Origin of the sequence: Streptomyces sp. NPDC101237, assembly GCF_044767465.1 — a bacterium.
In the GTDB taxonomy this organism is placed as follows: domain Bacteria; phylum Actinomycetota; class Actinomycetes; order Streptomycetales; family Streptomycetaceae; genus Streptomyces; species Streptomyces gramineus.
In genome coordinates, this window is the sequence record NZ_JBIWNY010000009.1 from 64,798 (window position 1) to 91,437 (window position 26,640).

General features: G+C 74.6%; 25 protein-coding genes. 9 read left to right on the top strand and 16 right to left on the bottom strand.

Features of this window, described 5'->3' with window-relative positions; all coding sequences use genetic code 11:
- Positions 1–42: 42 nt before the first annotated feature.
- Positions 43–435, bottom strand: coding sequence for a DUF5997 family protein (locus tag ACIRQ9_RS16125; RefSeq protein ID WP_404172645.1), 393 nt, complete (start codon positions 433–435; stop codon positions 43–45).
- 83 nt (positions 436–518) lie between these two features.
- On the opposite strand from ACIRQ9_RS16125, the gene ACIRQ9_RS16130 reads away from it, so the two are divergent.
- On the top strand, positions 519–1,298 hold the full coding sequence (locus ACIRQ9_RS16130; protein ID WP_404172648.1) for a LysR family substrate-binding domain-containing protein: 780 nt from the start codon (positions 519–521) through the stop codon (positions 1,296–1,298).
- A 162-nt stretch (positions 1,299–1,460) separates the two neighbouring features.
- Here ACIRQ9_RS16130 and ACIRQ9_RS16135 read toward each other — a convergent pair whose 3' ends face one another.
- Together ACIRQ9_RS16135 and ACIRQ9_RS16140 are read right to left on the bottom strand one after the other, a co-directional pair.
- Positions 1,461–2,903, bottom strand: coding sequence for an MFS transporter (locus ACIRQ9_RS16135; RefSeq protein ID WP_404172651.1), 1,443 nt, complete (start codon positions 2,901–2,903; stop codon positions 1,461–1,463).
- A 110-nt stretch (positions 2,904–3,013) separates the two neighbouring features.
- On the bottom strand, positions 3,014–3,490 hold the full coding sequence (locus tag ACIRQ9_RS16140) for an Lrp/AsnC family transcriptional regulator (RefSeq protein WP_351322459.1): 477 nt from the start codon (positions 3,488–3,490) through the stop codon (positions 3,014–3,016).
- 214 nt (positions 3,491–3,704) lie between these two features.
- Here ACIRQ9_RS16140 and ACIRQ9_RS16145 point away from each other — a divergent pair, with 214 nt between their 5' ends.
- Positions 3,705–5,192: an FUSC family protein gene (locus ACIRQ9_RS16145; protein WP_404173191.1), complete on the top strand. Its 1,488-nt coding sequence runs from the start codon at positions 3,705–3,707 to the stop codon at positions 5,190–5,192.
- A gap of 103 nt (positions 5,193–5,295) precedes the next feature.
- A complete protein-coding gene (locus ACIRQ9_RS16150; protein WP_404172654.1) occupies positions 5,296–6,327 on the top strand; it encodes a lactonase family protein in 1,032 nt (343 codons plus the stop codon).
- A gap of 126 nt (positions 6,328–6,453) precedes the next feature.
- On the opposite strand, the gene ACIRQ9_RS16155 is transcribed toward ACIRQ9_RS16150, so the two are convergent.
- Together ACIRQ9_RS16155 and ACIRQ9_RS16160 are read right to left on the bottom strand one after the other, a co-directional pair.
- Positions 6,454–7,380 (bottom strand): sirohydrochlorin chelatase, encoded by a 927-nt coding sequence (locus ACIRQ9_RS16155; protein ID WP_404172657.1) that lies wholly within the window; start codon positions 7,378–7,380, stop codon positions 6,454–6,456.
- 286 nt (positions 7,381–7,666) lie between these two features.
- Positions 7,667–8,344: a uracil-DNA glycosylase gene (locus tag ACIRQ9_RS16160; protein WP_404172660.1), complete on the bottom strand. Its 678-nt coding sequence runs from the start codon at positions 8,342–8,344 to the stop codon at positions 7,667–7,669.
- A 294-nt stretch (positions 8,345–8,638) separates the two neighbouring features.
- Between ACIRQ9_RS16160 and ACIRQ9_RS16165 the strand changes: the two genes are divergently transcribed.
- Positions 8,639–9,244: a hypothetical protein gene (locus ACIRQ9_RS16165; protein ID WP_404172663.1), complete on the top strand. Its 606-nt coding sequence runs from the start codon at positions 8,639–8,641 to the stop codon at positions 9,242–9,244.
- Positions 9,245–9,340: 96 nt separating this feature from the next.
- Here ACIRQ9_RS16165 and ACIRQ9_RS16170 read toward each other — a convergent pair whose 3' ends face one another.
- Positions 9,341–11,320, bottom strand: coding sequence for a HEAT repeat domain-containing protein (locus ACIRQ9_RS16170; protein ID WP_404172666.1), 1,980 nt, complete (start codon positions 11,318–11,320; stop codon positions 9,341–9,343).
- Positions 11,321–11,447: 127 nt separating this feature from the next.
- The gene (locus tag ACIRQ9_RS16175) at positions 11,448–13,109 is read right to left on the bottom strand and encodes a DNA alkylation response protein (RefSeq protein WP_404172669.1); all 1,662 of its coding nucleotides are present in this window, start codon (positions 13,107–13,109) and stop codon (positions 11,448–11,450) included.
- Positions 13,110–13,180: 71 nt separating this feature from the next.
- On the opposite strand from ACIRQ9_RS16175, the gene ACIRQ9_RS16180 reads away from it, so the two are divergent.
- Positions 13,181–13,924: a PaaX family transcriptional regulator C-terminal domain-containing protein gene (locus tag ACIRQ9_RS16180; protein ID WP_404172672.1), complete on the top strand. Its 744-nt coding sequence runs from the start codon at positions 13,181–13,183 to the stop codon at positions 13,922–13,924.
- Positions 13,925–13,942: 18 nt separating this feature from the next.
- Positions 13,943–15,241 carry a lanthionine synthetase LanC family protein gene (locus ACIRQ9_RS16185; protein ID WP_404172675.1) on the top strand — a complete coding sequence of 433 codons (1,299 nt, stop codon included), beginning with the start codon at positions 13,943–13,945 and terminating at the stop codon, positions 15,239–15,241.
- Positions 15,242–15,278: 37 nt separating this feature from the next.
- On the opposite strand, the gene ACIRQ9_RS16190 is transcribed toward ACIRQ9_RS16185, so the two are convergent.
- Positions 15,279–16,664 carry a nucleobase:cation symporter-2 family protein gene (locus tag ACIRQ9_RS16190; protein ID WP_404172678.1) on the bottom strand — a complete coding sequence of 462 codons (1,386 nt, stop codon included), beginning with the start codon at positions 16,662–16,664 and terminating at the stop codon, positions 15,279–15,281.
- Positions 16,665–16,760: 96 nt separating this feature from the next.
- On the bottom strand, positions 16,761–18,119 hold the full coding sequence (locus ACIRQ9_RS16195; RefSeq protein ID WP_404172681.1) for an FAD-dependent oxidoreductase: 1,359 nt from the start codon (positions 18,117–18,119) through the stop codon (positions 16,761–16,763).
- A 185-nt stretch (positions 18,120–18,304) separates the two neighbouring features.
- Here ACIRQ9_RS16195 and ACIRQ9_RS16200 point away from each other — a divergent pair, with 185 nt between their 5' ends.
- A complete protein-coding gene (locus ACIRQ9_RS16200) occupies positions 18,305–18,874 on the top strand; it encodes a DUF6214 family protein (protein WP_404172684.1) in 570 nt (189 codons plus the stop codon).
- Between the two features lie 28 nt (positions 18,875–18,902).
- Here the strand turns inward: ACIRQ9_RS16200 and ACIRQ9_RS16205 are convergent, their stop codons facing one another.
- The 5 genes from ACIRQ9_RS16205 to ACIRQ9_RS16225 all read right to left on the bottom strand — a co-directional run bounded on the left by ACIRQ9_RS16205 (position 18,903) and on the right by ACIRQ9_RS16225 (position 23,221).
- A complete protein-coding gene (locus ACIRQ9_RS16205; RefSeq protein ID WP_404172687.1) occupies positions 18,903–19,565 on the bottom strand; it encodes a TetR/AcrR family transcriptional regulator in 663 nt (220 codons plus the stop codon).
- Between the two features lie 137 nt (positions 19,566–19,702).
- Positions 19,703–20,425 (bottom strand): HAD family hydrolase, encoded by a 723-nt coding sequence (locus ACIRQ9_RS16210; RefSeq protein ID WP_404172690.1) that lies wholly within the window; start codon positions 20,423–20,425, stop codon positions 19,703–19,705.
- 493 nt (positions 20,426–20,918) lie between these two features.
- Positions 20,919–21,587, bottom strand: a complete 669-nt coding sequence (locus tag ACIRQ9_RS16215; RefSeq protein ID WP_404172693.1) for a phosphatase PAP2 family protein — start codon at positions 21,585–21,587, stop codon at positions 20,919–20,921.
- 57 nt (positions 21,588–21,644) lie between these two features.
- On the bottom strand, positions 21,645–22,580 hold the full coding sequence (locus ACIRQ9_RS16220; RefSeq protein ID WP_404172696.1) for a M56 family metallopeptidase: 936 nt from the start codon (positions 22,578–22,580) through the stop codon (positions 21,645–21,647).
- Between the two features lie 95 nt (positions 22,581–22,675).
- Positions 22,676–23,221, bottom strand: coding sequence for a DUF5134 domain-containing protein (locus ACIRQ9_RS16225; protein ID WP_351322491.1), 546 nt, complete (start codon positions 23,219–23,221; stop codon positions 22,676–22,678).
- Positions 23,222–23,421: 200 nt separating this feature from the next.
- On the opposite strand from ACIRQ9_RS16225, the gene ACIRQ9_RS16230 reads away from it, so the two are divergent.
- Positions 23,422–25,077, top strand: a complete 1,656-nt coding sequence (locus ACIRQ9_RS16230; RefSeq protein WP_404172699.1) for an FUSC family protein — start codon at positions 23,422–23,424, stop codon at positions 25,075–25,077.
- The gene (locus ACIRQ9_RS16235; protein ID WP_404172702.1) at positions 25,074–25,646 is read left to right on the top strand and encodes a MarR family winged helix-turn-helix transcriptional regulator; all 573 of its coding nucleotides are present in this window, start codon (positions 25,074–25,076) and stop codon (positions 25,644–25,646) included. Before ACIRQ9_RS16230 ends, ACIRQ9_RS16235 begins: the two co-directional genes overlap by 4 nt.
- A 46-nt stretch (positions 25,647–25,692) precedes the next feature.
- Here ACIRQ9_RS16235 and ACIRQ9_RS16240 read toward each other — a convergent pair whose 3' ends face one another.
- Both ACIRQ9_RS16240 and ACIRQ9_RS16245 read right to left on the bottom strand, forming a co-directional pair.
- Positions 25,693–25,842 (bottom strand): hypothetical protein, encoded by a 150-nt coding sequence (locus ACIRQ9_RS16240; protein ID WP_404172705.1) that lies wholly within the window; start codon positions 25,840–25,842, stop codon positions 25,693–25,695.
- Between the two features lie 293 nt (positions 25,843–26,135).
- Positions 26,136–26,528 carry a VOC family protein gene (locus tag ACIRQ9_RS16245; protein ID WP_404172708.1) on the bottom strand — a complete coding sequence of 131 codons (393 nt, stop codon included), beginning with the start codon at positions 26,526–26,528 and terminating at the stop codon, positions 26,136–26,138.
- Positions 26,529–26,640 lie beyond the last annotated feature (112 nt).

The window sequence follows — 26,640 nt, forward strand, 5'->3', positions numbered from 1 at the left end:
GCGCCTGGACCGGGGCCGTACGAACGGGACGCGGGCGGGGTCTCAGCCCTGCCCCGCCTCCTTCTCCCGCTTGAGGTTCTTCAGGCGCGCGCCCTCCTTGCGGACCTCCGCCTGGGTGGCGCGCTCCTTCTCCAGCCACTCGGGCAGCTCGCGCCTGAGCTCCTCGATCTGGTCGGTGGTGAGCGGTTCGGTCACTCCGCCGCGCGCCAGGCCCGCGATCGACACGCCGAGCCGCTCCGCGACCACCGGACGCGGGTGCGGCCCCTTGGCCCGCAGCTCGCGCAGCCACTCGGGCGGGTCGTTCTGCAGCGCGGTCAGCTCGGCGCGCGAGACGACACCCTCCTGGAAGGCGGCGGGCGTGGCGGGCAGGTACACACCCAGCTTCTTCGCCGCGGTCGCGGGCTTCATCGTCTGGGTGGTCTGGTGCGAACTCATGAGCCCAAGGGTATCGGCCGGGTGCGGATACGCCGACCACGGCCGATGCGGGGCCGCCGCCCCCGGGCGGTTAACCTGGCCGGGTGACAGGCTCGGAGGAAACACCGTCGTTCCGGCTCGCGTACGTCCCCGGCGTGACGCCCGCCAAGTGGGTACGGATCTGGCACGAGCGGCTGCCAGGCGTCCCCCTCGCCCTCCATCAGGTCACGGCCGCCGAGGCGGCCGGAATGCTGCGCGCGGGCGACGCGGACGCCGGTCTCGTACGGCTCCCGGTGGACCGCGCGTTCTTCAGCGCGATCCCCCTCTACACCGAGGCCACGGTGGTCGTCGTCCCCAAGGACCACGTGTTCACGGCGGCCGACGAGGTCACCGTCGCCGACCTCGCCGACGAGGTCCTCCTGCACCCCCTGGACGACGTCCTGGACTGGGACGCGCCGCCCGGCGAGCCCGCCTTCGAGCGTCCGGCGACCACCGAGGACGCCGTCGAACTGGTCGCCGCCGGCATCGGACTGCTGGCCGTCCCGCAGTCGCTGGCCCGGCTGTACCACCGCCGGGACCTCACCTACCGGCCGCTCACCGACGCGCCTCGGTCGGCCGTCGCGCTGTCCTGGCCGGAGGAGGCCACCACCGACCTGGTGGAGGACTTCATCGGCATCGTCCGCGGCCGCACGGTCAACAGCACGCGCGGCCGCCAGTCCGACCAGGCGCCGCAGGGATCCCCGGCCGCGCGGACCCAGCCGAAACGCCCGCAGAAGGCGACCGCGGCGGGCCGCGGCTCCCAGGGCCGGGCCGGAGCCGGCGGGGGCAGGCGCACCCAGTCCGCCAAGCCCGCGAAGCGCGGAAAGCCGCGCCGCCGGTCCTGATCCGCGTCCGCTCCCGCCGCGACCCGGACCGGATGTTCCCGCCGCCGACCGCGGACGGAGCCCTCGCTCAGCCCGCGCGCGGCCGTTTCCCCTGGCCACCGCCGGTGCCGCGGTCCGCGGTGACGCGCGCACCCCGCCTTGATGGGCACCGGCCCGAGCGGTTCAGTCGTCGTGCGGTGTGTGCGAGCGTTCGCGCAGGTCGGCGACCGCCAGGCACAGCGCCACCAGGATGAAACCGACGGACGTGAGCAGACCCAGCTGAAGAGCCTCGACGGCCGGGCCGCCGTTCGCCAGGTGGGCGAAGTACACCGCGCCCACCACGGCGATCCCGGCCGCCGAGCCGACGCGCTGGCCGGTCTGCAGGACGCCGCCGGCCGCACCGGCCCGCTTCACCGGGACGAGGGTGAGCGTGAGCGTCGTGTTGGGGGAGACCGTGACACCGGAGCCGATCCCGCCGATGATCATCGGCACCGCGGCCGCCCACCCCAGGTCCTCCAGCGGTACCAGCCACGCCACGGCGGCGATCCCGAGCAGCCCCACCGCCACCCCGCCGAGACCGATGACGACGATCTTGCGCCCGTGGCGCACCACCAGCCGGCCGCCGAGGGCGGCCCCGACCGCCGAGGAGACGGCGAACGGCATCACCGACAGGCCCGAGGCCAGGGCGCTGTAACCGGCCGCGTTCTGCAGGAACAGGGCGAGGACGAAGAAGACCGTGGTGAAGCCCGCGAAGTAGCTCAGGCTGATCAGCGCGCCGCGGGTGAAGGACCGCAGCGAGAACAGTTCCAGGTCGACCAGGGGCGCCCGTCCGAGCCGTCCCATCCGGCGTTCCCAGACCCAGAAGAGGCCCAGCAGCAGCGCGCCGACCGGCAGCAGCGACCACTTCAGCCGTCCGTTCCACTGCTGCTCCTGCACCAGCGGCAGCATCAGCGCGAGCACGCCGGAACCGAGGAGCACCACTCCGACGGGGTCGAACTCCTCGCGCCGTCCGGTCGATCCGGGGAAGCGGGGCAGCAGCCGCAGGCCGGTGGCGAACGCGGCGATCCCGATGGGCAGATTGACGAAGAACACCCACCGCCAGCCGTCTCCGCTACCGGCCGCGTCGATGATCAGACCGCCCGCCAGCGGGCCCACGGCCGTCGAGACGCCGATGACACTGCCGAGCAGCCCGAAGGCCTTGGCCCGCTCCGCGCCCTGGAACATCTGCTGGATCAGCCCCGTGGTCTGCGGGGCGACCATGCCCGCGGCCGCGCCCTGGATCAGCCGGAACGCCACCAGCCAGTCGGGGCTCGCGGCGAGCCCGCAGGCCGCCGACGCCACCGTGAAGACGGCCAGCCCGAGGAGGAAGGCCTGGCGCCGCCCGCGGATGTCACCGAGTCGGCCGGCCGGGACGAGCGCCAGCCCGAAGGTCAGGGAGTAGCCCGAGACCACCCAGGACTGGGCGGCCTCCGACGCGCCGAGCCCGTGCTCGATCGAGGGCAGTGCCACGTTGACGATGGAGGTGTCGAGCAGTGAGATGAAGCCGGCCGCCAGACACACCCCGAGCGCCCGCCACCGCCGGTCGTCGGAGGCCGGTCGTCGCGGCTTCGCCCAGGTCGTGGTCATGCCGCCACGCTAGGCAGCCGCCACCCGGGTCGCACGACCGGCGGAGCGAACGGCTGGCGGCGCTGCTCCGTACGGGTGGCCGTGACGGCTTTCGGGTGGCCGCGACGGCGTCACCCGCGTGCGGCCCGGCCGATGGACTCGACCAGGGGCAGCAGCCGGTGGGGGACGCGTTCGCGCAGCGCCACCTCGGTACGGGTGCGCACCACGCCCGGCAGGCTGATCAGCTTCTGGATCACGTCCTCCAGGTGCGCGTTGTCCCGTGCCACCACCCGGGTCAGCAGGTCGCCGCCGCCCGTGATCGAGAACGCCTCCACGATCTCCGGCACGGCGGCCAGCGCGTCCCCGACGTCGTCGAGGTGGCCCTGGGTGACCTCGATGTGCACGAAGGCCAGCACCGGATGGCCCAGCGCGGCGGGGGAGAGGGACGGACCGCCGCCGGTGATCACGCCGTCCCGCTCCAGCCGGTCCAGGCGGGCCTGGAGGGTGCCCCGGGCGACGCCGAGGATCCGGGCGTACTCGCGCACGCTGGTGCGCGGCTGCTCCAGCAGCAGGTGCAGGATGCGGGTGTCGAGCTCGTCCACGGCCATGGCGGCTGACTGTACCAATGGCTCAGTGAGGATTCCGGTCGAGCTGCGCCAATGGTGCTCCGGGTGGCCAGTGGGGCGAAACGATATTGAGCCAGTGGCCCAGTGAATTCGGGAACACTTGAGCCAGTCGCCCCGGCAATGCTCTCATGGGGGTGTCGATGGCGCTGCGGAATCCCGCGGCGCCATTTCTGTGCCGTCCATGGGAGGGGAAGCAGTGCTGAAGAGGGCGTTCACGGCTCCGGACCCGGGCCGGGTGCGGCTGCGTTTCGCCGGGCGGGCCGTGCTCGGCATCGGCCTCGCCGTCGTGCTCTGCGGGGCGGCCGGGCAGCCCTTGGCGGGCGCCGTCACCGGCGGTCTCGCCGCGCTGCTCGCCCTGTTCACGGTCGCCGACGCCACCGTGCGCGGGCAGGCCGTCACCACCGCGCTGCTGCCCGTCGTGGGCCTCCCCGTGCTGGCCGCCGCGGCGGAACTGCACGACGTGCCCGTCGCACGGGACCTGGTCTTCCTCGCCGTCGTCGGCGCCGGCGTGTACGCGCGCCGCTGGGGGCCGCGCGGCCACAGCCTCGGCGTGTTCGCCTTCATGACCTACTTCGTGGCCCAGTTCCTGCACGCCACGCCCGGACAGCTGCCCCGGCTGTACGCCGCCGTGCTGCTCTCGGTGCTCGCCGCGGCCGTCGTCCGCTTCGGCCTGTGGTGCTACGAACGCCACCTGCCCCCGGCGCCCGTACCGGCCCCGCCCGCCGGCCGCGGCCTGGCCCGGGTCACCACCCGGCAGGCGGTCCAGGCGACCGCGGGCGCGGGTTTCGCGCTCGTCGTCGGCCAGGCGGTGTCGGGACAGCGCTGGTACTGGGCGGTCGGCGCCACCTGGTGGATCTTCGTCAACACCGCCTCGCGCGGCGAGACCCTGGTCCGGGGGTTCCGCCGGGTCCTCGGGACCGTCCTCGGCATCGCGCTCGGCCTGCTCGTCGCCGTCCCCGTGCAGGGCGCCCCGGTGCCCACCGCGGTACTGACCGCGGTCGCCGTGTTCGGCATCTTCTACGCGGCCGCCGTCTCCTACACCTGGATGATGCTCTCGGTGACCCTGCTCGCCGAGCTGCTCTACGGCCTCCTCGGCGTCCTCACCCCCTCCCTGCTGGTGCTCCGGCTGACGGAGACCGCGGTGGGCGCCCTCGGCGCCGGACTCGCCGTGCTGTTCGTGCTGCCGGTCACCACCCACCTGACCACCGACGCCTGGATCCAGCGCGCCCTGCGCTGCGTCCACGCCTGCACGGCCGAGGCCGCCGCCAGGCTCGCCGGGTCGGCCACCGCCGATCCGGCACCCCGCGTCGCCGAACTGGAGCAGTTGCTGGGCCGGGTCAGGCTCTCGGTCGCCCCGCTCGTCCACCCGCTCAGCCCCATGCCGGGACGCAAGCGGCGTGCCCGTCGTGTCCTGGCCCTGCTCGACGACTGCGCCCGGGAGATCCGCGGCCTGGTCGTGGTCGCCGCCGACCCCGAGGCCTCCCACGACGCCCGGCTGGCCGCCGCCTGCTGGCGCGTCGAGGCGGCCGTGGAGGCGCTGACCCGGGGCTCCGCGCACACCGCCGGTCCGGCCGAGCAGCCCACCGAGCCCGCCCTCGCCCATCTGCACGGCGTGGAGCGGGCGCTGGCCGAACTCGCCGAACCGCTGCGCGCCCCCTCCCGCTCGCCCCTGATCGGGGCCTGACACGCGCCGCCCCGGACATCCTGGTCTAGACCGCAAACTGCTACCGTCGGCCCCGGACCGGCTCGTACTGACTCGTACCGGCTCGTATCGAGAGGGGACACCGGTGACAGACGGCGGCAGACGGCGGAGGGCCTTCATCGGGTCGTTCACGGCGGCGGGCGGACCGGGAGTCGTCACGGCGGCGGTCCATCCGCACAGTGGCGCCCTGGCCCTGCTGGAGAGCGTCGGCGGCGTGCCCGACCCGTCGTACCTCGCCCTCGCACCCGGCGGGCGCACCCTGTACGCGGTCAGCGAGACCGCCGACGGGGCGGTGGCCGCCTACCACGTGCACGACGACAAGCCCCGGCTCGCCGGACCGCCCGTCCCGGTCGACGCCAGCGGCCCCACCCACCTCAGTGTCTTCGACGGCCATGTCCTGACCGCCAACTACGGCTCGGGCAGCGTCAGCGCCGTCCCGGTCCGTCCCGACGGCACCCTCGCGCACACCGTGTCCGGAGTGCTCCGGCACAGCGGCTCGGGCCCGCACGAGCGCCGTCAGCGCGGCCCGCACGCCCACCAGGTCCAGCCGGACCCCAGTGGCCGCTGGGCGGTCAGCGTCGACCTCGGCACCGACTCGGTCCGCGTGTGCACCCTCAAGGACGGCGTGCCGGCCGTCCACCGCGAGTTCGCGCTGCGCCCCGGCTCCGGCCCCCGCCACCTCGCGTTCCACCCCGGCGGCCGGTACGTCTACGTGGTCAACGAACTCACCCCGACCGTCACCGTCTGCCGCTGGGACGCCGCCAACGGCGCCCTGAAGCCCCTCGCGGAGACTCCCGTACTGCCCGGCGCCCCGGCGGGCGACGCCTACCCGTCCGGCATCGCCGTGTCGCCCGACGGCCGCTTCCTGTGGACGGCGACCCGCGGCGAGGACGTCCTGTCCACGTTCGCGGTCGACGGGGACCAGCTCCGCCTGACGGCCACGGTCCCGTGCGGAGGCCACTGGCCCAGGGCCCTCACCGAGTCCGGGGGTTTCCTCTACTCGGCCAACGAACGCTCCGGGGACATCACCTGGTTCGCCGTCGACCGGGAGACGGGCGTACCGCGGTACGACGGCTCCGTGGTGATCCCGGCGCCGTCCTGCGTCGTCTTCGACTGAGCCGCTCCGGTCGCCGCGCGACGGGCGTGCGGACCCCACCCGGAGGGAATCGACCGGTCCCTGGGCCCGGAAAAGACCGACGGGCCCCTTCCGGGAAGGGACCCGTCACGGACACACATGAGGGCGTCAGCGCACCGGCGTGCCCTGCGGCTGCTGCGGAGCGATCCCCAGCGCCGTCGTGTACTTGGCCAGCGCGAGCTTGCCGATCGCCGGGTACGGGCCCAGCGGCTCGGCGGTGGCGCATCCGGCCTCCTCGGCGGCAGCCGCCAGCAGTTCCGCGTCGATCTCGGGACCGATCAGGTACGGCGCCAGCGCCAGCTGCTGCGAGCCGGCCGCCCGCAGCTGCTCCGCGATGGAGGAGATGGAACCCTCCTGGTCGAGCGCCGCGGCCATCACCGGCACGGCCAGGCGCGCGGCGAGCAGCATGCCGGTGATCCCGGCGGCCTGCACGGCCTCCTCGCCGCCCACGGAGGCGAGGATGATGCCGTCGGCGGCCGTCGCCACCGTGAACAGGCGGGCACGGTCGGCGCGGGCAAGACCGGCCTCCGACAGGCGCACGTGCAGCGCCTCGGCGAGCAGCGGGTGCGGGCCGAGGACGTCGGTCAGGTCGGCGGCGATCCGGCTCTCCATGACGGCCTGGCGGACCTGGCGCAGCAGCGCGCTGTCCGGGCCGGCCAGCAGCGGCACGACGACCGCGACCGGGCCGTCGGGCATCTTGACGCCCTCGACACCGGCGGCGACGGCCTGCTCGTAGCGGGCGGTGCGCTCCTCGGCGGCGCGGGTGAGCACGGACTGCAGGGTGGGGAACTCGTCGTCGTCCCCGTCCAGGTAACCGATGCGGGCGTCCAGGCCGGGCAGCTCGGAGCGGGCGATGCTCACGACCTCCTCGGCGAGGCCGCGCGTGGCCGTGCTGGGCGTACCCGGCACCGCGAGGACGAGCGCGGGCGCGTCCTCGGGAGCCACCAGCGGCTCGGGTCGGCGGTGCCGCCCGGGCTGGCGAGGTCGCGGCATTCGTACTGGCAGGCCGGACGCGGGCCCAGTGGGGGAGCTCATGGCGACGCATGTTACTGGCTTATTGGGCTCCCCTGTTCGGGGAGGGTGCAGGTGAGCGGTATCCGTCCGGTTTTGTCTGATGAGTTACGCATGATTCGGAGGTGATCCCGTCACCTGTCGGACAGTTCATGTCCCGGTCGGATCAATCCCTTTTTGTGTGTACGGCGAAGAGCGGCTCTTCCTCGTCCCCGGGAGGGGTCAGGAGCGGCCGGTGCGGTGCCCTGACCGGTTGCGGCGCAGGTCGGCGGCGGGGCGGTCGGTGTCCGGGATCCCGCCGCCGTCCGGTTCAGGCCAGCCGCCAGTCCACCGGCTGACCGCCCTGCTGGATCAGCAGGTCGTTGGCCCGGCTGAACGGGCGGGAGCCGAAGAAGCCGCGGTCCGCCGACATGGGCGAGGGATGCGCGGACTCCACCGCGGGCAACTGGCCGAGCAGCGGGCGGAGGTTGCGGGCGTCGCGGCCCCACAGGACGGACACCAGCGGCTTGCCGCGCCCCGCCAGCGCCCGGATCGCCTGCTCGGTGACCTCCTCCCAGCCCTTGCCCCGGTGCGCTGCGGGGCTGCGCGGCGCGGTCGTGAGCGCCCTGTTGAGCAGCAGGACGCCCTGCCGGGTCCAGGGGGTGAGGTCGCCGTTGGACGGCTGGGGGAGGCCGAGGTCGGTGTTCAGCTCCCGGAAGATGTTGATCAGGCTGCCCGGCAGCGGGCGCACGTCGGGCGCGACCGAGAACGACAGGCCCACCGCGTGCCCCGGGGTGGGATAGGGGTCCTGACCGACGATCAGGACGCGGACGTCGTCGAAAGGCTGCTGGAAGGCCCGCAGGACGTTCGGCCCGGCCGGGAGGTAGGTGCGTCCCGCGGCGATCTCCGTGCGCAGGAAGTCGCCCATCGCGGCGATCTGTCCGGCCACGGGTTCCAGGGCCTTCGCCCAGCCCGGTTCGACGATTTCATGCAAGGGTCGTGGTGCCACGGCGTCACCCTACTGCCGTACACGGGGCGGTGATCAAGCGGTGACCACGGGACGACCGAGGATGACCGGACCGTCCGTTCCTACGACAGAAATCGTGGCCTTCGGACGGTTCGCGGGAACGGGCCGCCGCCGTGGTGCCGGGCGGTCGGGGAAGGCGTCCGGATCCGTTCCGGAAGACGCCTGCGCGAGCGGGCCCGGTCGTGCGACCGTCGACTCGGAGGTTCGCCGTGAGCAACGGGGCGGCCTCTCCCGTATGGGAGGGCGGTCCGGCCTGTCCGTGCGCGCGTGAGGAGGATGCCTTTGAAGGCGTTCCGTGGTCCGAAGGTCTGGTTGTGGCGCTGGCGGCGCAATCCGCTGAAGCGGCGCGGCGACACGCTGGAGGCCTGGGTGCTGCTCGGCGCCTGGCTGTTCACGCTGGCGGCCGGGGTGGCCGGCGGGCTCGCGGCGGCGCGGTCGGTGGAGGGCGGTCTGGCCCGTGAGCGCGCGGAGTGGCGGCCGGTCGTGGCGCACGTCCTGGACCGTGCCCCGGGAGGGTCCGGAGCCGAGACGGAGACCGAGTCCGGGTCCTCCGGCGGCGAACGGGTCTGGGCCAGGGTGGGCTGGACCGTCGCCGACGGCTCCGCGCACACCGGCCAGGCGCGGGTCGGCGCGGGCAGCGGCATCGGCACACCGGTCACCGTCTGGACGGACCTCCACGGGCATCTCGTGACTCGGCCCGCCACCGCCTCCGAGGCCCGTCTGCGGTCCGTGCTGATCGGCGGTCTCGTCGGACTGAGCGCCGCCGCCGTCCCGTTCGTCGCCGGGCTCGTGGCGCGCGGCCGGCTGGAACGGAGGCGGATGGACCGCTGGGACGCGGAGTGGTCACGGCTCGGGCCGCAATGGGGCCGCACGATCGGCTGACCCGGACCGCACCGTGCAGGAAGCGGATGTCAACGGGTGGTGTGCCCTGGGGCGGCGACGGGTTCGGCTGAGCCGGGTCCGTCCGGGACGTGGCTGTCACCAACCGTCCAGGGCCGTACGGCAGTCGGTGAGGAGGCGTTCGTCGCGGGCGATGTCGTGGCTGCCGTGTCCGCCCGGCCGGGCCGTGTGCCGTCGGGGGGCGGCGAGTTCGGCGGTGAGCAGGTCGCGCAGCGGTGCGCCCGCCGGGCCCATCTCCGTCAGGCAGGTGGCGATCGCACCACGGGCGAACGGATTCTCCGACCAGGCGTCCCGCAGCACCGGCAGCACCGGTTCCGGGTCACCGTCGATCCGCCACCAGGCCTGCGCCGCCGCGGTCCGCTCCCACACCCGGCCCGATCCGGCCAGGCCGCGCAGCGCGGGCAGTGCGTCCCGGGCGGCGGCCCCGAGCCGCCCCAACTGCTCGGCCGCCGTCCGCGCGCCGCGGCCGCGGCCGTGCGTCAACTCCTTCAACAGGGGCGGAAGTACGGCGTCCGCATCACCCTCCGCCGACCACAGGGCACCGGCGGCCCGCGCCGCGTGCCGGGTGTCGAGGAGCCCGCGCAGCAGGGGTGTCGCCGTCCGGGCCGCCGTGCCCAGGGCGTCGAGCGTGCGCACCGCCTGTGCGACGAGCGCCTCCCGCGCGCCGAGGCCGTTCGGGGCGCCGCGCAGCAGGCGCACCACCTCCGGGACCGCGGCCGGGTCCTTGAGGGCGGTGAGCGCCGCCAGCAGGGGAGCGGCGAGTTCGGCGGCCTCGGGCGAGTCCAGCGGTATCCGGCCCAGCCGGCGCCGCAGCGCGGGGGCCAGCGCAGTCGCGGCCGGCCCCAGGTGGACGACCTCGAAGCCGAGACCGGCCGGAGCCGCCGGGCCCGCCAGCAACTGCGCCAGGACCGGGACCGCACGCGGATCGCCGCTCCTGGCCAGCGCCTTGAGCGGCGGGCCCAGCGAGGGTCTGCCCCGCACCCAGCTGTGCACCCACAGGTCGGACCGCGCGACCACCAGTGCGTGCAGGTCGTCGGCGGCGGGCGCGGCCAGGCCGAACAGCTCCGCGAGCACGGACACGGCCGCGTCACGCAACTGATCCTCCTCGCGGTCCAGTTGGCCGCCGATCAGAGACACGGCCGCGCTGTGGTCGGCCCGCCACTCCCGGAACAGCCCGGCCGACATCCGTACCGCGTTGATCCGGTCCATCGCGTCCGGACTGCTCAACTGGCCCACCAGCAGGGCGATCCGGTCGGCCACCCGGTCGTCCAGCGCCCGGTGGAGGGTGCGCAGCAGGTACGCGCCCTCCTCGTCCGACGGCCGCAGCCGCCGTATCCGGCCGACCAGCGTGTCCGGTGCCGCCCGGTCCGGACCGGGGGTGCGCCGCGCGGACCGCTGGTGGAGCAGCCGGACCGCCGTCGGCACCAGGTCGCCGGGCAGCCGCCGCGGCGCGGCCAGGGCGAGCTGGCCGAGCGCGGCGAGCCGTGCCCCGGGGGAGTGCGGCGGCCGGCTCTGCGCGGTCAGCAGCTCCACCGCCCCGGCGGCGTCGGCGGGATGGCGCCGCACGAACAGGCCGAGGGCCTCGGTCAGGGTCCGCAGCACCTTGTCGTCGCGCTCCACCGCGATCCGCCGGCGCAGCAGCTCCAGCACCCGCGGGGGGTCGTCCAGGAACCCGACCAGGGCCGTCGTGGCCGCCCGCCGCACCCCGGGACACGGATCGTCGGCCAGCGGCACGAAGGCCTCGGCGTGCGCGCGCACCGCGGTCCGGGCCGGCGGCCCGGCGCTCTCCGCCCCGATGCTGACCAGGAGTTCGACGATGGCACCCCGGTCCGGCACCTCCGGGCGCGCGGCGAGCGCGAAGAGGAACGGGACGCACGCCAGCGTCGAGTCGTACACGTTTCCCTGGTGGTGCACCGAGCCGTACATCCCGTCGAGCGCGGCCTCGCGTTCGGTCGCGTCCGGCGAGGCCAGCGCGCGCAGCAGACCGGGCACGTCCGCCGCGCTGCCGTACGCGTGCCGCAGCGAAGCCCAGTCGACCTCGTCGATCCCCGTGAACACGTTGTCCTCCCCGGGCGATTACCACCTGTTCAGGAGTGTGCACCACGGCACTGACAACAATGCGGAATCGGACGACGACTGTGTGCGAACCGGCGACGCCCACGAGCCGACCGGGCCTCGCGCGGGCTCAGTTCCCGCCGGTCAGGGCCCGCTCCAGGATGGCGTCGAGCCCGGTCCCGGCGGGCAGCGTGCCGAACGCGTACCCCCAGTCGCCGCCGAGCCGGGTCGCGCAGAAGGCGTCGGCGACGGCGGCCGGGGCGTGCCGGACGAGGAGGGAGGCCTGGAGGGCGAGTGCCATCCGCTCGACCAGCCGGCGGGCGCCCGCCTGGTCGGTCGTGGCCAGGTCGGACGTGAGCCGGGTCACGGTGGCGTCGAGCCGGGCGTCCGCCCCGCGCGTGTGGGCGAGTTCGCCGAACAGCGCGTCGGCGGCGCCGGGTTCGCGGGCCAGGGCGCGGAGCACGTCGAGCGCGTTGACGTTGCCCGAGCCCTCCCAGATCGACAGCAGAGGGGCCTCGCGGTAGTGGCGGGGCATGCCGGAGTCCTCCACGTAGCCGTTGCCGCCCAGGCACTCCAGGGCCTCCGCGGTGAAGGCCGGGCCGCGCTTGGTGACCCAGTACTTGCCGACGGCGGTCGCGATCCTTCGGAAGGCCCGCTCCTGTTCGTCCCCGCGCACCGCGCGGTCCGCGGCACCGGCCAGCCGCAGCGTGAGCGTGGTCGCGGCCTCCGACTCCAGCGCCAGGTCGGCCAGTACGTTGCGCATCAGCGGCTGGTCGACGAGGCGGGCGCCGAACGCGCTGCGGTGGCGCACGTGGTGACCGGCCTCCACGAGCGTCTTGCGCATCAGGGTCGCCGAGTTCATCACGCAGTCCAGGCGGGTGCAGTTGACCATCTCGATGATGGTCTTCACGCCCCGTCCCTCGTCCCCGACCAGCCAGGCCACGGTGCCGTCGAACTCCGGCTCCGAGGAGGCGTTCGACCGGTTGCCGAGCTTGTCCTTGAGCCGCTGGATGCGGAACGCGTTGCGGCTGCCGTCGGGCAGCACCCGCGGCACGAGGAAGCAGGACAGGCCGCCCGGCGCCTGGGCGAGCACGAGGAACACGTCGCACATCGGCGCCGAGGTGAACCACTTGTGCCCGCGCAGGGTGTACACGCCGGGCTCCGAGGTGGGCGTGGCGGCCGTGGTGTTGGTCCGGACGTCCGAACCGCCCTGCTTCTCGGTCATGCCCATCCCGGCGAGCAGCCCGCGCTTCTCGGTCGGCACCCGCAGCTCCGGGTCGTACTCCCGGCTGGTCAGCAGCGGTTCGTACACCTTGGCCAGGTCCGGGGTGGCGCGCAGCGCGGGAACGGCCGCGTAGGTCATCGAGGTGGGGCACCCGTGACCGGATTCGGTGTGACCCCACACCAGTCCGCCGGCCGTCCGCGCGACGTGGGCGCCGGGCCGGTCGTCGGCCCACGCCGCCCCGGCCAGGCCCTCGGCCACCGCCGTCCGCATCAGGTGGTGCCAGCTGGGGTGGAAGTCGACCTCGTCGATCCGGTTGCCGTACCGGTCGTGGCTGCGCAGCTCGGGCTCGTGCCGGTTGGCCAGCTCGCCCCACTCCTGCGCCTGCGCGCTCCCGGCCCGCGCGCCGAGCCGCCGGATCCCCTGCTCGGCCCATTCGGCGCCTTCCCGGCGCAGCCCTTCGAGGAGGGCCGCGTCGTCGGAGGAGTCGTACGGCGCGAGCGGCGGCGGCTGGTTGGTGACGTCGTGGGTGGCGTACTGCGGCTGCGGAAGCGCGGCGGTCGGGTCCATGACTCCATGTTGCACTCTCGCTACGGCTGTAGCAACGCTGCAATACGAGGCCGCCCGTACAGTACGTGACCATGCGCATGAACGTGTCCGCCGGACCCGCCGGTGTCGACCTGCGGCCGCTGTCCGCCCGGTCGGTCGTGCTGAGCCTGCTGCTGGGCACACATCCGCCGCGGCTGCCGGTGAAGGACCTGCTCCGTCTCGTGGAGCCGTTCGGGGTCGGCGGCTCCGCGCTGCGGGCCGCGCTGAGCCGGATGACGGCGGCCGGCGACCTGCGCCGCACCGACGACGCCGTCTACGGCCTCAGCGACCGGCTCCTCGCCCGCCAGCGCCGCCAGGACGAGGCGGTACGGCCCCGCACCCGCTCCTGGCACGGCGACTGGGAGATGCTGGTCGTCACGGCCACCGGGCGCGGACCCGCCGAACGCGCGGAACTGCGCACCCGCCTGACCCGACTCCGCCTGGCCGAACTCCGCGAGGGCGTCTGGCTGCGCCCGGCGAACCTGGCCAGACAGCTGCCCGGCGACGTGCTGGACCTCACCGAGCCCTGCACGGCCCGCCCGTCCCGCCCCGCCCCCGAACTTGCCGCCCAGCTCTGGCCGTTGACCGCCTGGGCCGACACCGCCCGCGCCCTGCTGGCCCACGAGGCCGAGGCCCGCCGCGCCCCCGACCGCCTCACCCTCTTCGCAGCGGCCGTACGCCACCTGTTGACCGACCCCGTCCTGCCGCCGCAACTCCTCCCCGACACCTGGCCGGGCGACGCCCTGCGCACGGCGTACGCGTCCTATCGGGCGGAACTGGGGGATGCGGCGGGATGATCATGCGAAGGTGTGTCCATGACGGTGGCACGGACGACGCTGAAGGTGGTCGAGGAAGCCGAGGATCTCGCGCTGGACGGCCTCCGCTGGCTGACCGGCTCCGCGCGGGAGACCTCTGGAGGAGGGCTCGCCTGGCCGAACCTCCGCTCCGACGGCGAGATCAACCACGCGTTCTACCGGGGTGCGGCCGGGCAGGTCCTGGTGTTCCTGGAGGCCTGGCGGCACTTCGAAGACGACACCTACGCGGACACCGCTCTGCGCACCGGCCGTGGCATCGCGGACGCGGTCGACGGCGTCGACGACGACTCCCTGTACTTCGGCCGCACCGGAACGGCCCTCGTCCTGCGGACACTTGAGAAGGAACTCGGCGACAGGGCGGCAGGTGCCGCGGCCGACCGTGCGCTGGCGGTCGTACGGTCACGTTTCGACGGGACCCGCTGGGGCGCTCTGTTCGAGCTGATGGGCGGAAACGCGGGCATCGGCCTCGGAGCGCTCGCGGCCGGCGATCCCGACCTGGCCGTTCTGGCCGTGGAGCCCTACCTGCTGACGGCGGAGCCGACTCCGGCGGGCGTCCAGTGGACCCATCGCCCCGACATCGACTCCCATCTGCACCACGTCTCGCACGGCACGCTCGGCATCGCTCTCGCGCTGGCCCGGATCGGTGGCGCCACCGGCCGCGGCGACCTGGTCGAACTGGCGCTGGCCGGTGCCGCCGACGTCGTGGCCCGCGACCAGGCGGGGCCGCCGGGCTTCCTGGTGCCCCACTCCACTCCCCACTACCGTCCCGACGTGGTCGATGCCGTGAGCTACGGCTGGTGTCACGGCCCGGCAGGCGACGGCCAGGCCTTCCGGCTGCTGCGGGACGTCACCGGCGACCCCGCCTGGACCGCCCTCGCCGACCGCTGCTGGCACACGGTCACGCGCTCGGGCCTGCCCGAGCGGCTGCGCCCCGGCTTCTGGGACAACAACGGCCGCTGTTGCGGGACCGCGGGCGTCCTCGCCATGGCCTGCGACCGGATCGCGGAGCGGCGGGACTCCGACGCCTTCGCCCGGATCCTCGTCGCGGACCTCGCATCCCGCGCGATCCGGGACGGGGACGGCGCTCGCTGGTCCAACGTCGACCACCGGGCCGTCCCTGGCGACCTCGAACCGGCCACGGGCTGGGCGATGGGCAACGCGGGCATCGTCCGCGAACTCCTGCGCTTCGTACGGCTGAGCCGCGGCGGTGATCCTCGCTACGCGGTCGCCTGGCCGGACCAGCCGCAGGTGGCCGCCCCGGTGACCACCCGAGCCGGCGACGCCGACGCCGTGGCCTGACGGAGGGTGCGGACCCGGCACCGGCACGGCAGGCCCTTCAGACGCCGTCCGGCCCGGTGCCGGGGCGTTCCGGGGACGCAGGTGTCCTGGTCGGCAGGTGGTTGAAGAGGAGGTTGAGGACGATCGCCGTCAGGCAGCCCGCGCTGATGCCGCTGTTCATCACCGTCTGGAACCAGTCCGGGAACTTCTCGTAGACCGTGGGGACGCCCACCGGCAGTATGCCGGCCGCCACCGAGACGGCCACCACCGTCAGGTTGTGGGTGCCCTCGAAGTCGACGGTCGCGAGGGTGCGCAGGCCGCTCGCCGCGACCGTCCCGAACATCACCAGGCCCGCGCCGCCCAGCACCGGTGCCGGTACGGCCGCGACCACCGCGCCCAGCTTGGGCAGCAGGCCGAGCAGCACCAGGATGACGCCGGCCGCGGCGACCACCCAGCGGCTGCGCACCCGGGTCATGCCGACCAGGCCCACGTTCTGCGCGTACGCCGTGTACGGGAAGGTGTTGAAGACCCCGCCAAGGACGGTCGAGAGACCGTCGGCGCGCAGGCCGTCGGCCAGGGAGCGCGGCTCGGCCCTCCGGCCGGTCATCTCGCCGACCGCGATCAGGTCACCGGTCGTCTCCGTCATGGTGACCAGGGCCACCACCAGCATGGCGACGATCGCGGACGCCCTGAACGTGGGCGTCCCGAAGTGGAACGGCGTGCTGACGCCCACCCAGTCCGCGTCGCCGACCCCGCCGAAGTCCGTGAACCCGAAGGGCACCGCGACCGCCAGGCCGACCACGATGCCGGTCAGGACCGCGATCCGGGCGAGGTAGGCGGGAGCGAAGCGCTGCACGGCGACCACCACCGCGAGCACGAAGGCGGCCAGCGCCAGGTTCCGCGGCTCGCCGAAGTCCTCGGCTCCGGCGCCGCCCGCGGCCCAGTTGCCCGCGACCGGCAGCAACGAGATCCCGATGATCAGGATCACCGTGCCGGTGACCACCGGCGGGAAGAACCGCAGCAGTTTTCCGAAGACCGGGGCGAGCAGCATGATCGCCAGGCCCGCGACGATCACCGAGCCGTAGATCGCGGGCAGTCCGCCGCCGGTCGTGCCGATGAGGACCATCGGAGACACCGCGGCGAACGTGCACCCCTGCATGATCGGCAGCCGGACCCCGAAGCGCCAGAAGCCGACGCACTGGATGAGCGTCGCGACCCCGCACACCAGCAGGTCGGCGGTGATCAGATAGGCCAGGTCGGCGGGCGGCAGCTTCATCGCGCCGCCCACGATCAGCGGGACGGCGACGGCCCCGGCGTACATCGCGAGCACGTGCTGGAGGCCGAAGGCGGCCAGGTGCCGTACGGGCGGCACCTCGTCGACGGGATGGACGGGAGCGGGAGCGGCGGTGGCGGACACGAGGACTCCAGGCGGCGGGGACGACATCCGGTCAGGACGAGACCGTAAGCGGCTTGCACAGTTTGTTGATTGCCGTGGTGTTGCCGCGACGTGTCCTGCCCGGCCCGCCCCGGTCCGACTCCGCTACGCCTTCGACCGTGCCGCCGTCAACAGGGCTTCCCAGTCCGCCAGTTTGACCACGCCGCGGCCGAGGCGGGCACCGAGCGCCGCCTCCGCCCGCTCGATCGCCTGCCAGCCCGGCCACTCGACCGGCTCGACGCCCAGCGAGCGCAGCGCGGTGACCGGATCGTCCGGCACCGCCCTGTCGAGCAGCAGGGGCGCGTCCGCCAGGAGCGAGGTCACCGTCTCCTTGGCGTCGGGCCGGTTGGTACCGATCACGCCGGTCGGGCCGCGCTTGATCCAGCCGGCCACGTAGTCGCCGCCCCCGTCGGCCCGTCCGCCGCCGGGGCCGTGCAGGACACGGCCGGCCGCGTGCGGGACCGTACCGGTCTCCGCGTCGAAGGGCAGCCCGGCCAGCGGCAGCCCGCGGTAGCCCACCGACCGCAGCACCAGCTGCGCGTCGAGCGTCTCGTACCGCCCGGTGCCCCGCACCCCGCCGTGGTCGTCCGGCTCCGTCCGCTCGAAGCGCACCCCGCTCACCCGCCCGCCGTCCGCGAGCAGTTCGACCGGGCGCAGGAAGAACCGCAGCCAGATGCGGCGCTCCGCACCCCGCGCGCCGCCCTCGCCCAGGCCGCGCAGCACCTCCACGTTGCGGCGCTGCGCCGGAGGCAGCGCGGCCGGGTCGGCGCAGGCCGGGTCGAGCGCCAACTCGGCCGGATCCACGCGGACCTCGGTGTCCGGCAGAGCGGTCAGCTCACGCAGTTCCTTGGTGGTGAAACGGGCCTGGGACGGGCCGCGCCTGCCGACCACGTGGACCTCTCTTATCCGGCTCGCCGCCAGCGCGGTCAGCGCCGCCTGCGGCATGTCGGTCGGGCTCAGCTCGGCCACGCCCCGCGTCAGCATCCGGGCCACGTCCACGGCGACGTTGCCGACGCCGATCACCACCGCGGAGCGGGCGTCGCGCACGAAGCCGGCGTCGATCGCGTCCGGATGCGCGCTGTACCAGGACACGAACTCGGTCGCCGACCAGCTGCCCGGCAGGTCCTCACCCGGGATGCCGAGCCGCCGGTCGCCCGCGGCGCCCACGCAGTACACGACCGCGTGGTACAGCTCGCGCAGCCGCCGCACCGGGAGCTCGCCGGGGCCGTCGCCGATCCGGACACCGCCGAGGAACCGGACCCGCTCGTGTTCGAGGACCGCGCGCAGGTTCCCCTGGAGCGACTTGATCTTCTCGTGGTCCGGGGCGACGCCGTAGCGCACCAGTCCGTACGGGCACGGCAGCCGGTCCAGGACGTCCACGACCACCGTGGGGTCGAGCTGGACGAGGTTCTGGGCGGTGTAGCACCCGCTCGGCCCGGAGCCTACGACGGCGACACGCAACACGGGGGACTCCCTTGCCCGAGGGGCTGGTGGCTCCAGCATCCCACCGGCGCGGACACCTCGACAGGGGCCGCTGGGGTGACGCGGACGCGTGTCCGCGCTATCGAATGTGATCATGCGGTTACGTTTTGTGTGTGCTAGAAGCATCCTTTCTTAATCTTTCCGATCGGTGTGCGGAGGACGGCGCGGTGTCCGTGACGCCCGCCTGGGAGGTGCAGGAGCACACCGGCGCCACGTCCTGGTTCCAGGTCAGCCTGGCCTTCGGTGACGGCGCCCGCGTGGACGCCCTTGCCGTGGTGGCCGGAGGGCTGGTGTCGATCGAGGACGTCAAGGCGCGGCCCGCGCTGTCGCTGGCCGACCTGACGGCGCTCGCCGACTGGATCGAGGAGCCGCTGTTCCGGGCGTGCGGAATGGAGTCGTACGCGGACGAGGAGCCCGCCGCGGACGATCCCGAGGGTGACCCCGAGGGCGCTCCCGAGGGCGATCCGGAGGGCCGTGCGGAGGACGGCGCGGAGAGCGCTTGCCCCGCGCGGGACCCGGACGGTGGTGCGGGAGCGCGACGGGCCAGGGCCGCCTGGCCGCGGGGGATCGAGGGGCGGTGGCTGGTCGCCCAGAAGTACCGGGCCGCTCAGGAGGAGGGCGCCGACCCCGTCCTCGCCGTCATGTACGCGACCGGGCACAGCCGGCGCCGGTCGCTCCGGCTCATCGCCCAGGCGCGCGACGCGGGCTTCCTGACCCCGCGGCACGCGCGCCGCTGAACCGCACGGTCACCCGGATCCGGTGCGGTCACCCGGATCCGGTGCGGTCCTCCGTGGCGAAGAACCGGGACAGCTCCTGCGGCTCCGTCTCGGGCGCGGAACCCGGAGGCACGCCCAGCTCCCAGTCGAGCCCGTAGCGCTCGAACAGCTCCGCCCGCAGGACCGGAACCGGCATGGGGACCCCCGGCACCAGCGCCGCGAACACCGCTCCCATCAGGAGGGCGCGCAGCATCGGGTAGTCGACCTGGACGTCCTGCGAGCCGTAGCGGGCGACGGTGTCGCCGAGCAGCTCCGACAGCCGGCGCTGCTCCGGGCACTGCACGAAACCCTCCGCCTGGAGGAGGCCCGCCATGTGCTGGCGCATCAGCACCGGCCGGTCGCGGGTGAGGCCCAGGATGGCGTCGATGGCCCGCGCCAGCCGCTCCCGGCCGTCGTCCGTGCGCGGCTCGCGCTCCAGGCCCTCCTCCAGCGTGCGGTGCATCAGCCGGTGCACGGCGGACTGCACCAGCTGGCGCTTGCCCGGGAAGTAGTACGAGACCAGTCCGCGCGCCGATCCGGCCCGGTCGGCGATGGCGCCCAGCGTCGTGGCCTCAAAGCCGTGCTCGTCGACCAGCTCGACCGCGGCCTGCAGCAACCGCTCCCGGGAACGCCTGCGCAACTCTTCATTGACCGAGGCGCTGCGAGGGGACATCCTGGTACTCCTGCGTTGACTGGCTGCCAGCCAACTATAATCGACGCAGTGGGCACCGCTTCGTGCGGGGCCTGTTCAGTGCTGCCGTCCGTCCGGGGCGACACGGGGGAGCGTCTCGGGCGGACGGCGCACGCATGTCAGGACTGCGTGGGCGCGGCCCGTCGGCGGGCCACGCCCACCAGGTCCAGCACCGGCAGCAGGGCGTCCGGGCGCTCGGAGACCGGCAGATGGTCCACGAAGTGCACCCCGCAGCCCAGTGCTGCCGCACCGCCGTCGGCGGTCCTGCTGTCCCCGACCATCAGCGTCCGGGCGGCCGCGGCCCCGACCGCCTCCAGCGCGACCGTGAAGAGCCGTGGATCCGGCTTCTGCACACCGTGCTCGTACGACAGGACGTACGCGTCCACGTACCCGTCGAGCCCGTGGGCCCGGAAGACCGGACGCAGGTCCCAGCCGATGTTGCTGACCACGCCGACGCCGATGCCCCGGGCGCGCAGCGTCCGCAGCACCTCGGCGGCGTCCGGGTACGGCGTCCAGGCCCGCGGGGTCATGTGCCGCTCGTACAGCGCGTGGTGCAGAGCGGGGTCGGGCAGCGGCACGCGGCGGGACAGGCCGGTGTACGCGGTGCGGTGCAGTGCGGCGCTCTGGTCGCGAACCGACCACACCTCGGCGAGGTCCGCGGGCAGTTCCAGCGGGTTCGCGCCGCCGGGCTGGGCTCCGGCGGCCTCCAGTGCCCGTGCGGCCGCGGTCAGTTCCGTCTCGGTGAACTCCGCTCCGGCCTCGTCGGCCACCGCCCGCAGCCAGGACTCGGTGGACTCGATGCGGAAGAGGGTCCCGGAGAAGTCGAAGAGCACGGCATCCATGCCCCGGACCCTATCGGGCCGCCGTCCGGGGGATCGTGCGGTCCCCGCGAGACCCGGCTGCCCGGGCCCTGATCCACCGCAGACCCTGGTGCCGTCCGGCGGATCAGCTCGCGGGCGGTGGCACCACGTCTGCGCAGGTGAGCGGGGTTCGGTAGGCGGGGCGAGGACACCGGGGCCGTCTGCGGCGGACGCCCGGAGCGGGGCGGCCCGCGATGACGCCCCAGACCGATGCGGCGGACCCGGTGGTCGCGAGGCGGCCTGCCGAGCCGGTCCTGCGGGGTCCGCCGGGGCGGCCCGAGCGCTGTGCCGGGCAGGTCCCACGCGCGCTTCCGGGCGGGTTCCACACGCTGTGCCGGGCCGGTTCCGGGTGGTTCGCGGGGCCGTTCCCACGCGGTCCACCGGGCCGGCGCCGGCGGGAGTGGCCCCGGCCCCGGCGCTCTCTCGTACGCCAGCACCGGCAGTGCCATCACCAGCGCGGTCCGCCAGGCCCGTGCTACCGGGAGTGCCCCCGGCCATCGCGCTCCCACTCGTACGCCAGCACCGCCAACGCCACCACCAGGGCCCCGAGCAGCCAGCCGCCCAGGACGTCCGAGGGCCAGTGGACGCCGAGCCACACGCGGGTCAGGCCGACGCCCGTGACGGAGAGGCCGGCCGCGATCAGGGCCGTGCGCCGCAGGGCCGGGCCGGTGCCGCAGCGGTGCAGCAGCCACAGCAGCAGGCCGCAGACCACGGTCGCCGTCATGGTGTGCCCGGAGGGGAAGGCGGCGTAGTGGGCGGAGTCGACGGGGTCGTGCCACTCCGGGCGCGGCCGGCCCACGGCGGCCTTCAGGCTCTGCTGGGCGATGGTGCCGAGCGCGCAGGTCACGGCCAGCCACACGGCGGTCCGCCATGCCGAGTGCCGCCACACCAGCCACACCGCGACCCCCGCGCACAGCAGGCGCATCGTCAGCGGATCCCAGACCCAGTCGGTCAGTATGCGCAGCACCTGAGTGGTGCCCTGGTCCGCGACGGCCCAGCGATGGGTGGTGTCGGCGATGTCCTCGTCCAGCGCGACCAGCGGCGGCCACTCGCCGGCGACGAGCGCGAGCAGCAGCGCCGAGGAGAGGGCGAGGACGGCGGTCGCGAGGAGCGGGGCAGGGCGGTCGCTGGACGGGGGGCGCATGACGCGATCTTTGCCGAATCATTGCCCGAAGGCCAATTCCCCAGCCCGGCGGCCGTCCTAGCCGAGCGCGCGCAGTCCGGGGACGAGGGCCACCAGGACCGGGACGACGGGGACCAGCGCCGCGGTCGCGGTCAGCCGCAGCCGGTGCCGGGCGGGCAGCCGGTCCGGTGCGGTGAGCAACCGGTCGACGCGCTGCGGGACTTGCGCGTGCGCGGCCGGACCGGTGCCGAACGCGCCGCGGTCCTCGTTGAGTTCGACCAGGGCGAGCGCGGTGGTGAGGCGGCCGTGGCGCCGGGAGGCCATGTCGTCGGCGGCCAGTTCGACCAGCCGGTGCATCTCGGCGCGGAAGGCGGCGAACACGGGGACCTGCGGGAAACCGGCGGCCAGTGCGGCCGAGCAGTGCAGCAGCCAGTCGTGCCGGGCCCGGGCGTGCCCCCGCTCGTGCGCGAGCACCGCGTCCAGTTGCCGCCCCTTCAGGCGGCGCAACGCGGCCGTGGTGACGACGAGTCGGGGCGGCGCGCCGGGCAGCCACCAGGCGTCCGAGCGGTCGCCCTCAAGGACCACCAGGCGCTCGGCGGACCTCTCCTCGCCGGGCAACAGCGGTGCCCGGCGCAGCAGTTCGGCCTGCCGGCGGCGACGCCTGGCCCTGGCTCCGGCGATCTCGCGGACCAGCATGGCCCCGCTCCACAGACCGGCGCACGCGAGCGCCACCGCGGTGGTCGCGGCCCAGGGGCCGGCGGCGGCGAGCGGGTAGGCCTCCGCGACCCCGCTCGGGGCGGTCGCGAAGAGGTGTCCGCGTGCCGCCTGCCAGGCCGCCGCGGCGCTGAGGGTCATCGACAGGGCGCAGCACAGCAGGACGGCAGCCACCACGCACTGCCACGCCCACAGGGCGACCACCGGTTCCCGGTCGGTCCAGTCGGCCCGGGCGAGCAGCCGGGGACCGGCCACGGCCGTCAGGGCGCCGAGCAGCAGCAGTGCCACGGGGACCATCATGGCGGGAAGCCTATGAGCGGGGGGCCGCTCAGGGGTACGGGGTGGTGCGCCAAAGTGACGCAGGCAACGCGGGCGGCGCGGCGGCGGTCACGCGGTCACAGTCCCAGGAGCATGGTCACCATCGCGATACCCATGGACAGGCGGCACGCCCGCGCCAGTTCGGGCCGGTCGCCCCAGCCGGCCGTCCCGCTCCCGGCCGCCGCCACCGCGACCGGGACCAGGCGGGCCCCGGACAGCAGGACGTAGCCGGTGAAGTAGACGAGCAACAGGCCGGTCACCGCCGGGACTCCGGCGCCGCCGTGGTGGTGGCCGCCGGGGGAGGCCGCCATCGCCACGGCCATGTAGACCATCGCCGCCGTGCCCACCAGGTGGTGCAGATGGTGCGCGCTGTCGCGGGCGCTCCACAGGGCGCGCAGCGCGGCCGCGCCGAACACCGCCGCGTACAGCGGCCATGCCCACGCCGGTGGAGTGAAGACGGTCGCGGGCACGGCCATCGCGGCCATGCCGAACCCCATCAGTGCCTCGCCGCCCGCGGCGCGCCGCTGTGCCTCGATGCCGCTGCGCATCCGCAGCAGGCAGTAGGCCCCGGTCGCCGCGCACAGCGCGACCAGCAGCCAGCCGGGCGAAGCCGGTCCGTGCACGCGCACCTCCCCGCTCGACGTCGCATCGATGGATGCGATGCCCCGCCCACCCGGCGCTCACGCGAGCGCAAGGGTGTACACGGGGAGCACTCGGCGGAGCACAGCAGGTGAGGGCGGCCTGTTCGCACGGTGTCCGACGGACGTCCGGGCAACCTGTTCGAGGATGCTTTACAAGTAAAACACATGCTAAATTGATGGGTATGAGCACTGCCACCCCGACCACCCGCCGTCTGCCCCTCGCCGGCGCCCTGCGCCTGGGCCGGCCCTCCGAGATCTGGTTCAAGCCCGCCCTCAGCGTGGTCGCCGCGGTCGCTCCGCCCAGCCTGATCCTGCTGGCCCTCGGCCGCCTCGACCTGGCGATGTACACCATGGCCGGGTCGCTGTGCGCCCTCTACGGCCACAACCGCCCCTACCCGGCCCGCGCCCGCATGCTGGCCCGGGTCGTCCTCGGGATGACGGGTGGCCTCGCCGTCGCCCTGCTCGCCGCCTCGCTCACCGCGAACGCCGTCGTCCTGGTCACCGTCGGCGCGCTGATGGCCGCCGTCCAGAAGACGCTGTGCGACGCCACCCGGGTCGGTCCGCCCGGCAACGTGGTCCTCACCTTCATCAGCTCCGCCTGCCTGTTCGTGCCGCAGACACTCGGCCAGGTGCCCGGCCACGTGGGACTCGCTTTGCTGGCGGGTGCCTGGGCCTGGCTGGTCGGCATGGCGCCCGGCCTGCTGCGCCCGCACGGCCCCGAGCGCCGGGCCACCGCCCAGGCCCTGAACGCGGCCGCCGCCCTCGCCGGGACCCCCGCCACCGGCGAGGGCCACGAGAGGACCAGGGCCGCCGCTGCCGCCGCGGTGCAGGCCGCCTGGCAGTCCCTGTCGGCCGCCGGCGCCCGCACCGACCGCACCCGCCGCGCCCTCGAACACCTCGTGGTCCGAGCCGAGGTCGCCCTGGCCGCCCCCGCCGACGCCGACCCCGAGCGGCTGCGCGGCTGGGCCCGCGCGCTGCGCGGCACCGGGCGCGTCCCGCGGGTGGCCGGTGCCGCCGGTGAACTCCTCGGCCTCGACGCCGAACGCGCCGCACCGCACCGCCCGCTGCGGCAACGGCTCGGACCGCTCGCCCCGGTCGCCGCCCGCACCGCGCTCGGCTGCGCCCTCGCCGGCTACGCCTCCCTGGCGCTCGGCGTGGGCCGCCCCTACTGGGCGCTGGTCACCGCCGCGTCCCTCTACCAGGCCAACACCACGCTCACCTGGAGCCGGGGCGTCCAGCGCGTCGTCGGCAATCTCCTGGGCGTCCTGGTCTTCGCCGCCGTCGTCCCGCTCGCCCACCTTCATCCGGCCGTCCTGGTGCTGAGCTGCCTGGCCTTCAACTTCGGCGCCGAGGCGCTGATCGGCCGCAACTACTGGCTCGGCAGCGTCTGCGTCACGCCGATGGCGCTGCTGGTCACGGAGTTCACCCGTACCCAGGACTCCGGGCAGCTGATCACCGAGCGGGTCCTGGACACCCTGGTCGGAGCGCTCGTGGGCTTCGCCGCCGCCGTCGTGGTCACCGACCGGCGGACCGGCGACCGCATCGAACGCGCTCTGACCGCCGTCGAGCGGGCCCGGGAGGAGACCGCGCGGCTGCTGGCCGAGCCGCGTCCGGCGCCGCGCGCCCTGGAGACCGCCCGCCGCACCCTGTCCGCCGCCCTGGCCGAACTGCGCGCCACCGCCGACGCCGCCGCGGGCGAGTGGTGGCAGCGCACGCTGCCCCAGGAGCGGGTCGTGCTCGCCGAGCAGTCCGGACACCGTACGCTCGCCGCGACGGTACGACGCCAGGAACCGCACTCCTGGGACGGTACGAGGACTACGGAGGACGTACGGCCATGACGGCGACCAGCGGACGACCGGCGGCCGGCGGCGAACGGGACGGGGGAGGGAGCGGCGGCGCGGACAGGGACGACACGGTCGCCGCCGTCGTCCGGCAGTGGCGGGCCGTCCATCCGCGGCTGGACACCGGGCCCATGGAGGTCATCGGCCGGATCAACCGCTGCGCCGCCCTGCTCCAGCAGGCCGAGGACGCCCCGCTGCGCCGGGCGGGACTCAGCCGCGCCGAGTTCGACCTGCTCGGCGCACTGCGCCGCACCGGCCACGAACTGACCCCGAGCGAGCTGGCCAAGGAGACCTTCTCCTCCGGCGCGGCCGTCACCAAACGGCTCAAGCAGCTCACCGAACGGGGCCTGGTCGAGCGGCGCGGCGACGCCCGGGACCGGCGGGTGGCCCACCTCAGCCTCACCGACGCGGGACGCGACCTGGTCGACGGCATCCTGCCCGAGCAGCTGTCCTACGAGACCGCCGTGCTGTCCGTCCTCGCCCCCGACGGTCAGGGCGAACTGGCCGGTCTGCTCGCCGAGTTGCTCGGACGGCTGGAGACCCGGCCGGGCGCGCTGCGGGCCTGACCGCGCCCGCGGACGCTCACCGCCGGTGCCGCGCCCGTCCGGCTGCTCAGCCCTTCTCCTCCGCCCGGCAGACGCCGAACGCCGCGCCGCGCGGATCGCTCAGGACGGCGATGCGCGGGCCGTCCTCCGGCACCGTCATCGGCGCCGCCCGCACGGTCCCGCCCGCCGCGGCCGCCGCCTGGGCCGTGGCGGCCACGTCCTCGACCGCGAACTACGGCAGCCGGTGCGGCGGCACCCCGCGACCGCCGCGTCCCCGAGGTGCGCCGCGGTGGAGCAGCCTGCGCCCTGCCGGGGGTCCGTCTCCCGACGCCGGCCGAACAGCTCCGCGTGGAACCGCTTGGCGCCCTCCAGGTCGTCGGTCCCCAGCTCCGTCCAGCAGGGGGCGCCGGGCGCCGGCTCGTCGCACGCCATGGCCATTCCTCCAGGGGTCCGTCTCCCGCGAACGCCGGACCCCGCCACGGACAGCGGCCATCGGACCGGGACGCGCCCTCAGGTCCCCGGCCGGTACCGGATCGGGTGGCCGGCCGGCACCTCCACCAGCACGATCCTGATGCCGTCCGGGTCCGCGATCCACATCTCGACCAGGCCCCACGGCTCCGTCACCGGCGGACGCACGATCTCGACACCCTTGGCCAGCAGTTCCTCGTGCGCCGCGGCCAGGTCCGGGACCTGCATCCACAGCCGCACGTCGGGGGAGACGGGAGCGTCCGCGCGGCCGGAGACCTCCAGGAAACCGCCGCCGAGGAAGTACACGGTGCCTCGCTCGGGGCCGGTCCCGAACTCGCGGTAGACGGCGAGGCCGAGCTGATCGCCGTAGAAGACGCGGGAGCGCTCGGGGTCGCTGGGGCGGACGAGGGTACGGCTGCTCACCACATGCACCATGCGACCGGAGCGTAACGCCCCCTCCGCCGCCTTCCCGCACCCCACGCCCACACCTCCGGCCCGCGATCACCGACACCGCCGAGGGCCCCGCCCCGCGGCCTCCGCCGGGTAC